The following is a 13,387-nucleotide window of genomic DNA, read 5'->3' on the forward strand; positions in this document are numbered from 1 at the left end:
TCGTCAGGTCGGAATATTATTGTTCTTTTTCCGGTGATTGGACAGATGGATTGGTCCTGATCCGGCCCTATTTGCGCCGGATGGTCTGTCCCTGCTGCCCGTTCTTCTTGGTTCCTGTCAGGTTAAAACCTGCGCCCTGATGCGGAAAGGGAAAAGCGGAAGCCACGCAAAACACAGCCGCGCTGAGGCTTTTACGCCAATGGGCGCAAAGACCTTGACGGCGCAAGGGGCAAGGGGCATGGCGTTGCACATGGGACTTATCATTGATCTTTCGGCCATTCAGGCCAACTGGAAAGCCCTTGCCGATCTCGCGCCCAAGGCGCGGGCAGGGGCAGTGGTCAAGGCAGATGCCTATGGCCTTGGAGCCGAGCGCGTCGCGCCGGCGCTATACGAAGCGGGGGCACGGGATTTCTTCGTGGCTCTGGCATCCGAAGGGCGTGCGATTCGTCCCCATCTGGCCGATGACGCGCAGATCTTCGTGCTGTCCGGCCATCTGGAAGGCGAGGATCTGACCGGACTGACACCGCTTCTGAACAGCCCCGAGCAGTTCTTCCGCGACCGCGCCTTGCGCCCGCGCGGGCCGTTCGGCATCCAGCTGGACAGCGGCATGAACCGTCTGGGTCTTGAGCCGGGCGAATGGGCCGCAATCCGGACCGAGGCACTGGCTGCCGGTCCGCGCCTGATCTCGTCCCATCTGGCCTGTGCCGACGAACCGGATCACCGCGCCAATGCAGAGCAACTGGCCTCGTTCCGCGCCATGACCATGGGAGTCACTGTTCCGTGCTCGCTGGCGGCGACGGGGGGAATCCTGCTTGGGCCGGATTTCCATTTCGATATCGTGCGTCCGGGGGTCGGTCTTTATGGCGGGCAGCCATTTGCGGAATCGAAGCCTGTGGTCACGCTGGGGCTGCCGGTGATCCAGACGCGGGACGTGAAGCCCGGTGAATCGGTTGGCTACGGCTATAACTGGACCGCCGAGCGTCCCTCGAAGGTTGCGACTGTCGCTGCGGGTTATGCTGACGGTCTTGCCCGCGCGTTGGCGCGTCAGGGCAAGTTGAAGCTTTGGGCCAAGGATCGTCCTTGCCCTGTCATCGGTCGCATTTCGATGGATCTGATCACGGTTGACGTGACCGATCTGCCGGATGTGCCGAAAGAGCTTGAGATCCTGAACGACCATCAGGGCGTCGATGCGCTGGCCGAGCTGTCGGGCACGATCGGCTACGAGATCCTGACCTCGCTGGGACGACGCTACACGCGGATCTATCGGTGAACCCAGTTCGCCTTACGGGTCGGGTCGGTATCGGGCTGGCTCGTATGACAGGGCGCGTCGCGATCTTTGCGGCGCGCGGGCTGAGCCGTGTCACGGCCCATCCCTCGGAACTTGCGCGTCAGATGCTGCATATCGGCTGGCTGTCCTTGCCTGTGGTCGGACTGACGGCCCTGTTCACCGGAGCCGCATTGGCGCTACAGATCCATTCCGGCGGCGAACGGTTTCAGGCCTCGGACGTGGTTCCGGCGATTGTCGCCATCGGCATGGCCCGCGAACTGGGTCCGGTGCTAGGCGGACTGATGGTGGCCGCGCGCGTCGCCAGCGCCATTGCCGCCGAGCTTGGCACCATGCGCGTGACCGAACAGATCGACGCGCTCGAAACGCTATCGACCGATCCGATGGGCTGGCTGGTTGCGCCAAGGCTTTGGGCCGCGATCCTGTGCCTGCCGCTTCTGGTCGGAGTGGGCGACATCATCGGCATCATGGGGGGCTGGCTGATCGGGGTGAACGCACTTGGCTTCAACTCCTCGACCTATCTGTCGAACAGCTGGGCCTATCTTGAGCAATGGGATGTCGTGTCGGGGATCATCAAGGGCGCATTCTTCGGATTCGTCGTGGCGATGTCGGGTTGCTGGTTCGGCATGACCGCCGGTAACGGTGCAGCGGGGGTCGGTCGGGCGACGACCAACGCGGTCGTGGCGGCCTCGGTCGGGATTCTGGCGGCGAACTTCCTGCTGACGGGGCTGTTCTTCTGATGATCGAGGTGCGCGGCCTTTCCAAAAGCTTCGGCGCCAAGCAGGTGCTAGACGGGTTGGATCTGTCCCTGACCAAGGGCGAAAGCCTTGTCGTGATCGGCGGCTCGGGAACGGGCAAATCGGTGCTGCTGCGCTGCATCCTTGGCCTCGAGACACCTGATCGCGGCGAAATCCTGTGGAACGGTCGGCCGCTATCGGAACAGCGCGCGGCATTCATGGATGGGTTCGGGATGCTGTTCCAGAACGCGGCGCTGTTTGACAGCCTACCCATCTGGCGCAATGTCGCGTTCCGCTTGCTGCGCAAGACGGGCAAGGCGCAGGCCCGCGCCATTGCCTTGGAGAAACTGGCGCGCGTCGGGCTTGGCCCCGAGGTGGCCGATCTTTTTCCGGCGGAGCTATCGGGCGGGATGCGCAAGCGTGCAGGTCTGGCGCGGGCGATTGCCGCGGATCCGAAGGTCATCTTCTTCGATGAGCCGACCACCGGCCTTGATCCGATCCGCGCTGCAGCGATCAATGCCCTGATCCGCAGCATCGTCGATGAGACCGGCGCAAGCGCGATCACCATCACGCATGACATGACCTCGGTCCGCAGTATCGGAGACCGCGTCGCCTTGCTGGATCGTGGCCGCGTGCGCTGGCAAGGCGATGTGTCGCAGATGGATCACGCGCAAGATGAATATCTGCAGGACTTCATCGCCGGCCATGCCAGGCCGAACCACTCGCATCCCGAGGCGTGATTGCTTATATATGTGACATGCTCTGCGCAATTGCGCGTCACGCATCCTGCGGGTCTTGTGCGAATCCCGCGCAGTTGCGACCATGAACCTGTACTTCTTGACCTGACCGGAGACGAATTTGGGTCTTTCCCCGACTGCCCCCGCGACATCCACTGCTGGCGAAACCCTGCTGGAGTTCCACGACAACAGGCTGCTGATCGACCTTTGCGGCCCTCATGACCGCCATCTGGCGCGGATCGAGGAAGCGCTCAAGGTTCACATCCTGCGCCGCGGCAACCTTCTGTCCGTCGTCGGCCCAGCCGATGCCCAAGCCGAGGCAGCGCAGGTTCTGCGCGGGCTCTATGCCCGTCTGGAGCAGGGCCGCCATGTCGAGCTTCCCGAAATCGAGACGGCGCTGCGCATGGGGGTCGAACAGGCCGCCGAGCCGATGACGCCCGCCGAGCAGCTGGAGATGTTCCAGACCGGCCACGTCGAGCTGCGCACCCGCAAAAAGACGGTCGAACCTCGCACCGAGGCGCAAAAGGATTATGTTCGCAACCTGTTCGCCAACGAACTGGCATTCGGCATCGGTCCGGCGGGTACGGGCAAGACATATCTGGCCGTCGCCGTCGGCGTGACGATGCTGATCGGCGGGCTGGTCGACAAGATCATCCTGTCGCGTCCCGCCGTCGAGGCGGGCGAGCGTTTGGGCTTTCTGCCCGGCGACATGAAGGAAAAAGTCGACCCCTATATGCAGCCGCTTTACGACGCGCTGAACGACTTCCTGCCCAGCAAGCAGATGCAGAAGCTGATGGAGGAAAAGCGCATCGAAATCGCGCCTCTGGCCTTCATGCGTGGACGCACCCTGTCCAACGCCTTTGTCGTGCTGGATGAGGCGCAGAACGCCACCACCATGCAGATGAAGATGTTCCTGACCCGTCTGGGCGAGGGCTCGCGCATGGTGATCACCGGCGACCGCACCCAGATCGACCTGCCGCGCGGCGTGCATTCCGGTCTGGTTGATGCCGAAAAGATCCTCAAGGATATCAAAGGTATCAGCTTCAGCTACTTCACTGCCAAGGATGTCGTACGCCATCCGCTGGTCGCCCGCATCATCGAAGCCTACGATACCGAGGCAGAATTGGCCCTTGCACGGGGCGAGGTCGTGGATGATCGCGGGCAACGCATCCCGCGCCGTGAGCCGCGTTTCATTGCCACCGCCGGGGGCCAGAGCGATGCATGACCCCTTCGGGGACGAGGACGAGGGCGAGGCCGGCGGAATCGTCGATCTGGTGATCGAAGACGAACGCTGGGCGGACGCGGACCTATACGGCATGTCCGAACGCGCTGCCCTTGCCGTTGGCGAATGGCTGGGCCTCGAGAATTTTCAGGTCGTGGTCATGGGCTGCGACGATGAGCGCATCGCGGGGCTGAATGCGGAATTCCGCGACAAGCCCCGCCCGACCAATGTCCTGAGTTGGCCTGCTATCGAGTTCGACGAGCGGGCTCCGGGCGCGCGGCCTTTGTTGCCCGATATCGACGAATTGGGTGACATCGCAATTTCCTTCGATACCTGCTGGCGCGAGGCCGAAGCGCAAGGCAAGCCGTTTGCGGATCACGCGACACATCTGCTTGTTCACGCTATGCTGCATCTTGCCGGATACGATCATATCGACGATCAGGATGCCGAAACCATGGAGGATGCCGAGCGGTCGATACTTGGCAAGCTGGGCATCCCCGATCCCTATCTGGAACTGGAAACATGACAAACGACCGAAGTCCCGACACCCCCATTGCTGCCGACCCGGCCTCGTGGCCCGATGGAGTCGGCGGGGATGGGCGGGATCTTCCACAATCGCGTGGTTTTCTGGGGCGTATCCTTGGCGCTTTTGGCGGGGGCGAGAGCGAGGCCGAAGAATCTGCCGAGAAGGCTGCCTTGAGCAGCAGCCCCAGTAAATCGGCGCTTGGCATGGTCAACCTGCGACGGATGCGCGTCGATGACGTCGCTATTCCGAAAGCCGAAATCGTTGCCGTTCCGGTCAATACGACCCTGCCCGAACTGGTCGAGATCTTTCGTGAGCACGGCTTTTCGCGTGTTCCTGTTTTCAAAGGGACGTTGGACAGCCCGCTTGGCCTGATCCACCTCAAGGATCTGGCACTCAAATACGGCTTCGGTGCGGCGACTCCGACCCGTTTTGCGCTGCGCCCTTCGCTGAGGCCGCTACTTTACGTTCCCCCGTCGATGCCGATTGGCGTGTTGCTGCAACAGATGCAGCAGAAGCGGATCCATATGGCGTTGGTCATTGATGAATATGGCGGCGTCGACGGGCTTGTGACGATCGAAGACCTGATCGAGCAGATCATCGGTGAAATCGAAGACGAGCATGACGAAATCGAGGGCGGCCTTCTGGTCGCCGAAAAGCCGGGCCAGTGGCTGGTGCAGGCGCGCGCTCCGCTAGAGGATGTCGAGGCCGAGACTGGTCTGCGGCTGTCCTCGGACGAGGAAGAAATCGACACGTTGGGCGGGTTGATCTTTATGTTGACGGGACGGGTTCCTGTGCGCGGCGAGGTCATTCCGCATGAAACCGGAGTCGAGTTCGAGATTATCGACGCCGATCCTCGTCGCGTGAAGCGGGTGCGGTTGCGCCAGGCCAAAGCGGCGCAACCGGCGGGTTCGGATCAGGTTTCCGACGCTGGTTAAAGACCTGCGAAAGCCTTGGCATGGGTGATGGCGCTGCCTGCGGGCAGTGCCGGACCCAATGACATCAGATGCGGACCGGCATAGGGCGAGGCCAAGTCCGCAGGCGCAAAGCCGAAGCGGCTATAATAGGCCGGATCACCCAGAACCACGACAGTGTGGCCTTCGACAGCCTTCAATGCGGCGCGGACCAAGGCATCGCCGATGCCTCGACCCTGCGCGGCAGGGTGGACCGCGACGGGGGCGAGGGCAAAGGCCGGAGCCTCGGCCTGCAAGGGCGACAGGGCGACATGGCCGACGATCGTTCCGGCGGCATCCGCGACCAACGACAAGGGCAGATCGTCCTGCTGGCGCAGGGCCTCGACTAGACGCACCTCATCCTCGCCGCCGAAGGCCGCGCGTAGCAGCGCCGAGATCGAGGCGTGCTCCTGCGGGTGCTCGGCACGGATGCGGGGCAGGGCCTCGGTTCGGACAAAGTCGCGTTTGATCGAGGTGCTGCGCTTGCCCCAGACGCTGTCCTTGGTGCGGGCCTGATGCGCGGCAAAGGCATCTGCATCGGCGAAAAGCTCATCCAGACGCCAGACCAGTGGGTCTTCGGTCTGGGACAGATCGAAACGCAGATTGGCCGGCTCGGCGCGGCTCAGGGCGACATGATCGGGCAGCAGGTCCAGTGCCAGCATCATCTGGGACATGTCGGCGCAGGTCAGATGGCCCGACAACGCGATCAGCGGTTGGGTCAGGGGGATCTCGGTCCCGCCGGGGATGGGGTCATGGTGATGATGGTGATTTCCGCAGGCGCAGCCGCTCATGTCGTTCCCTTTCAGTTGGGACGAAAATAGCAGGGGCGGCGATAAAGAAAAGGCCGGGCGCTTGGCCCGGCCTTTGGCACTTCAGGCGACTTCGAGGTTCAGTTTCTCGACGAAGCTGCCGCGATACATTGCCGAAAGTTCGGACAGCGCGGCGGCATCACCACCAAGGCTGATCGTCTCGCCACCGAAGCGGCCAACCACGGCTGCCGGAACGCCTGCGGCGTTGGCCGCTGCCAGCAGGGTTGCGGCATTGGCCTCGGTCGCGGCGACGAGGTAGCGGGCCTGATCCTCACCGAAGAGTTGGGCGATGTCCGAGGCGTCCAGCGCAAGGCCCAGACCAGCGGCTTCGGCCATTTCGAAACCGGCCAGTGCAAGACCGCCATCCGACAGGTCGGTCGAGGCCGAGAGCAGCTTGCCATTGGCACGCAGGAACTCGCCGATCTTGCGCTCGGCGGCCAGATCGACATTCGGCGCGTCGCCGGCCTCGATGCCAAAGGCTTCTGCGGCCAGAGCCGACTGGCCGAGATGGCCCTTGGTCTCACCGATGACCACCGCGACATCACCTGCGGCGGGCAGGCCCGCGATCAGATCGTCCAGATGCGCGATCAGGCCAACACCGCCGATGGTGGGCGTGGGCAGGATGCCTTTGCCGTCGGTCTCGTTGTAAAGCGAGACGTTGCCCGAGACGATCGGGAAATCGAGCGCGGCGCAGGCCTCGCCGATGCCTTTGATCGCGCCGACCAGCTGGCCCATGATCTCGGGCTTTTCGGGATTGCCGAAGTTCAGGTTGTCGGTCGTGGCCAGCGGCAGCGCCCCACAGGCGGTCAGGTTGCGGTAAGCCTCGGCCACGGCCTGCTTGCCACCCTCGAAGGGGTTCGCCTTGACGTAGCGCGGGGTCACGTCGCTGGTGAAGGCCAGCGCTTTTTGCGTGCCATGAACGCGGACGACGCCAGCGCCCAGACCGGGACGGCGGACGGTGTCGGCGCCGACTTGGGTGTCGTACTGTTCCCAGACCCAGCCCTTATGTGCATGGTTGGGCGAGCCAATCAGGGCTTTCAGCGCCGCGATGGGGGTGATCGCGGGCAAGGCGGGCAGGGGCTCGGCAGCGGGCGTTTCCACCCACGGACGGTCATATTCCGGCGCGCTGGAGGACAGTTTCGACAGCGGCAGGTCGGCTTTGACCTCATTGTGATGCAGGATCAGGAAACGGTCTTCGGCAATGGTCTCGCCGACAATGGCGAAGTCGAGGTCCCATTTCACGAAGATGGCGCGGGCTTCTGCCTCTTTCTCGGGCTTCAGCACCATGAGCATCCGCTCTTGGCTTTCCGAGAGCATCATTTCGTAGGCCGTCATGTTGGCTTCGCGCTGCGGCACATTTTCAAGGTTCAGCCGGATGCCAAGGCCGCCCTTGTCGCCCATTTCCACGGCCGAGCAGGTCAGACCCGCCGCGCCCATGTCCTGAATGGAAATCACGCTATCGGTCTGCATCAGCTCAAGGCAGGCTTCCAGCAGGCATTTCTCGGTGAAGGGGTCGCCGACTTGGACGGTGGGGCGTTTTTCCTCGATTGTGTCGTCGAATTCCGCCGAAGCCATGGTCGCGCCGCCGACGCCGTCGCGGCCGGTCTTGGCACCCAGATAGACGACCGGCATGCCGACGCCCGAAGCGGCCGAGTAGAAGATCTTGTCGGCATCGGCCAGACCTGCCGCAAAAGCGTTCACAAGGCAGTTGCCGTCATAGGATTGGTGGAAGCGCACTTCGCCGCCCACGTTCGGCACGCCGAAAGCGTTACCGTAAGCGCCGATGCCCTCGACCACGCCCTTGACCAGATGCGCGGTCTTGGGGTGCTGGGGACGGCCAAAGGACAAAGCGTCCATCGCCGCGATCGGGCGTGCGCCCATGGTGAAGACATCGCGCAGGATGCCGCCAACGCCGGTCGCGGCACCTTGGTGAGGCTCAATGTAGCTGGGGTGGTTGTGGCTTTCCATCTTGAAGACCACGGCTTGACCGTCGCCGATATCGACCACGCCTGCGTTTTCACCGGGGCCGCAAATGACCTGCGGGCCGGTCGTGGGCAGGGTGCGCAGCCATTTCTTCGAGGATTTATACGAGCAATGCTCGTTCCACATCGCCGAGAAAATGCCCAACTCGGTGAAGGTCGGCTCGCGGCCGATGATCTCAAGGATACGCTGATACTCGTCAGGCTTCAGACCGTGGGAAGCAATCAGGTCCTCGGTGATCTGCGGTTCGTTCATGCTGGCGCCCTTTTCCCGGAGTTTGGCGCCTTTTATGCGGGGGCGGGGCATTAGGAAAGAGGCCGCACGCAGCTTGTGCGTCAGCCATGCCGGAAAGAGTGGCGCAATCCCTGCATGGTTGCGGCAATTCGATGGCTGTCGGGCAAAAAAAAGCCGGGCATAAAGCCCGGCCTAAGTCCAACAGGGAGGTTGAAGGTGATGAGAGTTTCCTCAAACCATCTCCTTCGACGCCTCAGATATGTGCAGTTTGCGAACCGTTCAAGGATGAAAACAAAAACAAAAGGAATGTCCGATATGCATGTGCGGCATGGCTGTATCGGCCGACAGATTTTAAGGATGTGGAAACGGGTCGAGAGGACAGCCTAGCTGTCCGTCTCGTTTTGCAGTTTGCGGATCGACTGGATTTCCTCCAGCACGAAATCGCGGAAGGCGCTGACCCGCCGCGAGGTGCGCAGTTCCTCGGGGAAGGCGAGGAACACGGGCACTTCACCCGACTCGATTTCGGGCAGGACGCGGGTCAGTTGCGGGAAGTCCGCCGTCAGGTAGTCCGGCAATACGCCGATGCCGACATGATTGATGACGCCCTGAAGCACGCCGAAATAGTTATTCACCATCAGCATGGAGGTCATGTTGTGGGTCAGCAGCGTCTGCACCAGCACGGCACCCGAACTGACCTGAGGCGTTTGCGGGCTTTGGCAGATCAGACGATGCTGGCGAAGATCCTCGATCGTGTGCGGCGTGCCCATCCGTTCGAGATATTCGGGTGACGCGTAAAGCCGCATCCGGATGTTCAGCAAGCGGCGGCGGATCAGATCCTGCTGCGCAGGCTCCTTCATTCGGATGGCGACGTCCGCCTCGCGCATGGGAAGGTCCAGAACGCGCTCTTCCAGCATCAGGTCGATTTTCAGATCAGGGTAGCGTTCGTAAAGCTTTGCCAGTCGCGGGACCAGCCACATCGTGCCGAAGCCCGTGGTGGTCGTGACCTTCAATTCGCCGAAGACTTCTTCTTCGCTATCCCTGATTCGCGCGGCGGTTGTGTCGAGCTTGCGCACCATCGACGACGTGGCATCGAACAGCAATTCGCCCTGCTCGGTCAGGATCAAGCCGCGCGCGTGTCGGTGAAACAGCGTCGTTCCCAGTGAATCCTCGAGCGCGCGGATCTGTCGGCTCACTGCGGATTGGGAAAGATGCAGGACGTCACCAGCATGGGTCAGCGACCCCGCATCGGCAACGGCGTGAAAAATTCTCAACTTGTCCCAGTCCATGATCCAGCTTTCTTGTGGCATCAGCCATGCAATTTTCGCAACGCTTACCACATAGGTGCAATGGGACAATATGCGACCCCATGCAGAAATTTTCTTTATCGGTCAGTTTTGCTGACCTATAATGCATGAAGACCAGTCATCGCGCTTGGGAGGGCAAGATGAACATGCAGGAATTTTCTTTATCGGACCGGTTCGACCTGACCAAGCGACACGTGTTGCTGAACGGGACTCAGGCATTGGTCCGGTTGATGCTGATGCAATCGGCCCGGGACAAGGCGGCTGGCCTGAATACGGCAGGGCTTGTGACGGGATATCGCGGATCGCCATTGGGGGGTGTCGATCTGCAGATGATGAAGTCGAAAAAGGAGCTGACCGCAGCGCAGGTTCTTTTCCAGCCCGGCCTAAACGAGGATCTGGCGGCTACCGCGATCTGGGGTAGCCAACAGGCCGAGTTACGCGGCGAGGGCAAGCATGACGGTGTCTTCGCGCTGTGGTACGGCAAGGGGCCGGGTGTCGACCGTACGGGCGACGTGATGCGCCATGCCAATATGGCTGGATCATCGTCACATGGTGGCGTCATCATGGCGATGGGCGACGACCATACCGGCGAAAGCTCGACCGTGTTGCACCAGTCCGATTGGGCCATGGTTGACGCCTATATTCCGGTGCTTTCTCCGGCAGGCGTTCAGGAAATCCTTGATTTCGGGCTTTATGGTTTTGCCCTTTCGCGCTTTGCCGGAGTGTGGACCGGCCTCAAGACCATGAAGGATACGATCGAGGCCACCAGCGTCGTCGATGGGGATTCCTTCCGGCTGAAATTCGTCTTGCCCGACTTTGCGCTGCCTCAGGGCGGGCTCAATATCCGCCTTGGCGATACTCCCGTCGCGCAAGAGGCGCGGATGATCGACTACAAGCGTTTTGCTGCCGAGGCCTTTGCCCGCGCGAACCGCATCGACCATCCGGTCTGGAACAAACCCGGTGCGAGGATCGGCTTTGTCGCAGCCGGCAAGAACTGGCTGGATCTGGTCCATGCCCTGTCGCTGCTGGGTATTGATGAGGCCGAGGCCGACCGGCTTGGCATCTCGACCTACAAGGTGGGCCAGACATGGCCCATGGACATGAAAAGCTTTCAGGAATGGTCCGAGGGTCTGGAGGTCATCGTCGTCGTCGAGGAAAAACGCAAACTGATCGAGATTCAGGTCAAGGAAGCGATCTTCGACAATCGCCACGGGCGTCGTGTTCTGGGTTGGAAGCACGACCGGACTCACGAAGAATTGTTCCCGACCCGCTACGCGCTCGACCCTGTGATGATTGCGCAAAAATTGGGCAACATCCTGATCGAGGAAGGTCGCGGGACCGAAGCGATCAAAGCGGGGTTGCAGCGACTGACGGAAGTGCGCCGCAACGACAACGCGCCCGAAATCGCGACGCGGACGCCGTGGTTCTGTTCGGGCTGTCCGCATAACACCTCGACCCGTTTGCCCGAGGGTGCGCGTGCTTATGCCGGTATCGGCTGCCATTACATGGTGCAATGGATGGACCGCGACACCTCGGGGTTCACACATATGGGTGGCGAAGGGGCGAACTGGATCGGTGAAGGGCCGTTCAGCAAAAGGAAGCATATTTTCCAGAACCTTGGCGACGGAACCTATAACCATTCAGGCTCGCTCGCGATCCGCGCGGCCAAGGCGGCGAATGCCAACATCACCTACAAGATCCTGTTCAACGACGCCGTCGCGATGACCGGAGGCCAGCCGAACGAGGGTGGGCTGACCGCTCCGCAGATCGTGCGCGAATTGCAGGCGATGGGCGTTTCTCCGGTGATCGCGGTCTATGACGAGAAAGAGGAAATCGACCGCAACCAGTTCCCCTCGGGCCTGCGGTTCGAGGAACGCGCCTCGATGATGTCTGTGCAGAAGGAACTGGAGCATGTCGGCGGTGTCAGCGCCATCGTCTATATCCAGACCTGCGCCGCCGAGAAACGCCGCCGCCGCAAGCGCGGCAAGTTCCCTGATCCCGACCGGCGCGTCTGGATCAATCCCGAAGTCTGCGAGGGTTGTGGCGATTGCGGGGTGCAATCGAACTGCGTCTCGATCGTGCCGAAGGAAACCGTGCTTGGCCGCAAACGTGCTATCGACCAATCCAGCTGCAACAAGGATTACTCCTGCGTGAAGGGGTTCTGTCCCAGCTTCGTCTCGGTACGCGGGGCGAAGCTGCGGCGTCCGAAGGCCGCTGCACTGGACTTGCCGCATTTGCCGCAGCCCGAACTTCCCGCGATCCACGGCACACATAATGTGGTCATCACCGGAGTCGGCGGTACTGGCGTTGTGACCATCGGTGCGGTGCTGGCTCAGGCTGCGCATATCGACGGCAAGGGCGCGGGCATGATGGAGATGGCGGGCCTTGCGCAGAAGGGCGGCGCGGTCCACATCCATTTGCGGCTTGCGAACCGCCCCGAAGATATCAGCGCGATCCGTGTCGCCGTGGGCGAGGCGGATTGTGTGATCGGCGGCGATCTGGTGGTGACGGCAGGCGCGAAAACCATCGGTCTGATGACAAAGGGGCGCTCTGGCGCGGTGGTGAACGATCACGAGATCATCACCGGCGAGTTCACCCGCAACCGCGATTTCCAGATTCCGGCAGATCGGCTGCGGGTGTCGTTGCAGGCCCGGCTGGGCGAGAAAGTCGAGTTTTTCGACGCTTCGACCCTAGCGCTGCGGTTGCTGGGGGATTCGATCTATTCGAACATGCTGGTTACTGGCGCGGCATGGCAGCAGGGACTGATCCCACTGAGCGAACAGGCGATCCTGAAAGCGATCGAGCTAAACGGCGCGAAAGTGGCCGAGAACCAGCGTGCCTTCCAGATCGGTCGTTGGGCGATGCTGGCTCCGGTAGATGCCGCCACGTTCATGGCCGAACCCGGGAAGGCGGATGCTGCGATCGATCCGGTTGCCTACCGCGCGGCGCACCTTGTCGATTATCAGGGAGAGGCGTTGAAAGGGCGTTTTCTTGAACTGGTCGCACTGGCGCCATCATCGCTGAGGGACAGCGTCGCGCAGGGCTATTGCAAACTTCTGGCCTATAAGGATGAATACGAGGTCGCGCGCCTGCACCTGTCCAGTGCCGCCCAAGTCGCCGAGGAGTTCGAGGACGAGGCCAAGTTGAGCTTCCATCTGGCCCCTCCGTTCATGCCGGGGCTTGATCCGGATGGGCGTCCGCGCAAACGCGAGTTCGGACAATGGGTGTTGCCTTTCTTCCGGTTGCTGGCGCGGATGAAGTCCTTGCGCGGAACTGTGCTTGATCCGTTCGGCTATACGGCCGAGCGACGGGCCGAGCGTGCGGCCATCGCCGAATACGAAGCCGATATGCGTGAAGTACTGCCAGCGGTGACGCCCGCAACATTGGCGTTGGCGCGCGAACTGGCCGAATTGCCGCTGTCGGTGCGCGGCTACGGTGCTGTCAAGCATGCCGCCGCAGGTATCGCCGCCCAGCGACGCCTTGAGTTGCTGGATGCCATCCGGCAGGGCGGGACGCCTATGGCGCAGGCCGCCGAATGACATAAATCATGGCAATCCCTCGCGGCGCGTCCTAAAAAGACCCGTCGCGAGCAGGAGGCTAGTC

General features: G+C 62.0%; 10 protein-coding genes. 7 read left to right on the forward strand and 3 right to left on the reverse strand.

Annotated elements, in window-relative coordinates; all coding sequences use genetic code 11:
- Positions 1-250 precede the first annotated feature (250 nt).
- From alr to GL286_RS06970, 6 genes are all read left to right on the forward strand, one after another.
- Positions 251-1,270, forward strand: a complete 1,020-nt coding sequence (gene alr, locus GL286_RS06945) for an alanine racemase (protein WP_155094814.1) — start codon at positions 251-253, stop codon at positions 1,268-1,270.
- A complete protein-coding gene (locus GL286_RS06950; RefSeq protein WP_170295078.1) occupies positions 1,267-2,025 on the forward strand; it encodes an MlaE family lipid ABC transporter permease subunit in 759 nt (252 codons plus the stop codon). The genes alr and GL286_RS06950 overlap by 4 nt, the downstream gene beginning before the upstream one ends.
- Positions 2,025-2,762, forward strand: a complete 738-nt coding sequence (locus GL286_RS06955; protein WP_155094815.1) for an ABC transporter ATP-binding protein — start codon at positions 2,025-2,027, stop codon at positions 2,760-2,762. The genes GL286_RS06950 and GL286_RS06955 overlap by 1 nt, the downstream gene beginning before the upstream one ends.
- Before the next feature lie 118 nt (positions 2,763-2,880).
- Positions 2,881-3,984, forward strand: coding sequence for a PhoH family protein (locus GL286_RS06960; protein WP_155094816.1), 1,104 nt, complete (start codon positions 2,881-2,883; stop codon positions 3,982-3,984).
- Positions 3,977-4,507 carry an rRNA maturation RNase YbeY gene (gene ybeY, locus GL286_RS06965; RefSeq protein WP_155094817.1) on the forward strand — a complete coding sequence of 177 codons (531 nt, stop codon included), beginning with the start codon at positions 3,977-3,979 and terminating at the stop codon, positions 4,505-4,507. Before GL286_RS06960 ends, ybeY begins: the two co-directional genes overlap by 8 nt.
- On the forward strand, positions 4,504-5,442 hold the full coding sequence (locus tag GL286_RS06970) for a CBS domain-containing protein (protein WP_155094818.1): 939 nt from the start codon (positions 4,504-4,506) through the stop codon (positions 5,440-5,442). Before ybeY ends, GL286_RS06970 begins: the two co-directional genes overlap by 4 nt.
- On the opposite strand, the gene GL286_RS06975 is transcribed toward GL286_RS06970, so the two are convergent.
- The 3 genes from GL286_RS06975 to GL286_RS06985 form a co-directional block, all read right to left on the reverse strand.
- The gene (locus GL286_RS06975) at positions 5,439-6,248 is read right to left on the reverse strand and encodes a GNAT family N-acetyltransferase (protein WP_155094819.1); all 810 of its coding nucleotides are present in this window, start codon (positions 6,246-6,248) and stop codon (positions 5,439-5,441) included. The genes GL286_RS06970 and GL286_RS06975 overlap by 4 nt on opposite strands.
- A gap of 81 nt (positions 6,249-6,329) precedes the next feature.
- On the reverse strand, positions 6,330-8,501 hold the full coding sequence (purL, locus tag GL286_RS06980) for a phosphoribosylformylglycinamidine synthase subunit PurL (RefSeq protein ID WP_155094820.1): 2,172 nt from the start codon (positions 8,499-8,501) through the stop codon (positions 6,330-6,332).
- Positions 8,502-8,863: 362 nt separating this feature from the next.
- Entirely contained in the window at positions 8,864-9,766 is a 903-nt protein-coding gene (locus tag GL286_RS06985; RefSeq protein ID WP_155094929.1) for a LysR family transcriptional regulator, read from the reverse strand.
- Between the two features lie 158 nt (positions 9,767-9,924).
- On the opposite strand from GL286_RS06985, the gene GL286_RS06990 reads away from it, so the two are divergent.
- Positions 9,925-13,323, forward strand: a complete 3,399-nt coding sequence (locus GL286_RS06990) for an indolepyruvate ferredoxin oxidoreductase family protein (protein WP_155094821.1) — start codon at positions 9,925-9,927, stop codon at positions 13,321-13,323.
- Positions 13,324-13,387 lie beyond the last annotated feature (64 nt).

The organism is Paracoccus aestuariivivens, assembly GCF_009711225.1.
In the GTDB taxonomy this organism is placed as follows: domain Bacteria; phylum Pseudomonadota; class Alphaproteobacteria; order Rhodobacterales; family Rhodobacteraceae; genus Paracoccus; species Paracoccus aestuariivivens.

What these genes read in the sequence shown, in the direction of transcription:
- GL286_RS06955 (WP_155094815.1), top strand. Translation starts at nt 2,025, where the DNA reads ATGATCGAGGTGCGCGGCCTTTCCAAAAGCTTCGGCGCCAAGCAGGTG.
- GL286_RS06970 (WP_155094818.1), top strand. Translation starts at nt 4,504, where the DNA reads ATGACAAACGACCGAAGTCCCGACACCCCCATTGCTGCCGACCCGGCC.
- ybeY (WP_155094817.1), top strand. Translation starts at nt 3,977, where the DNA reads ATGCATGACCCCTTCGGGGACGAGGACGAGGGCGAGGCCGGCGGAATC.
- alr (WP_155094814.1), top strand. Translation starts at nt 251, where the DNA reads ATGGGACTTATCATTGATCTTTCGGCCATTCAGGCCAACTGGAAAGCC.
- GL286_RS06985 (WP_155094929.1), bottom strand. Translation starts at nt 9,766, where the DNA reads ATGGACTGGGACAAGTTGAGAATTTTTCACGCCGTTGCCGATGCGGGG.
- GL286_RS06990 (WP_155094821.1), top strand. Translation starts at nt 9,925, where the DNA reads ATGAACATGCAGGAATTTTCTTTATCGGACCGGTTCGACCTGACCAAG.
- purL (WP_155094820.1), bottom strand. Translation starts at nt 8,501, where the DNA reads ATGAACGAACCGCAGATCACCGAGGACCTGATTGCTTCCCACGGTCTG.
- GL286_RS06975 (WP_155094819.1), bottom strand. Translation starts at nt 6,248, where the DNA reads ATGAGCGGCTGCGCCTGCGGAAATCACCATCATCACCATGACCCCATC.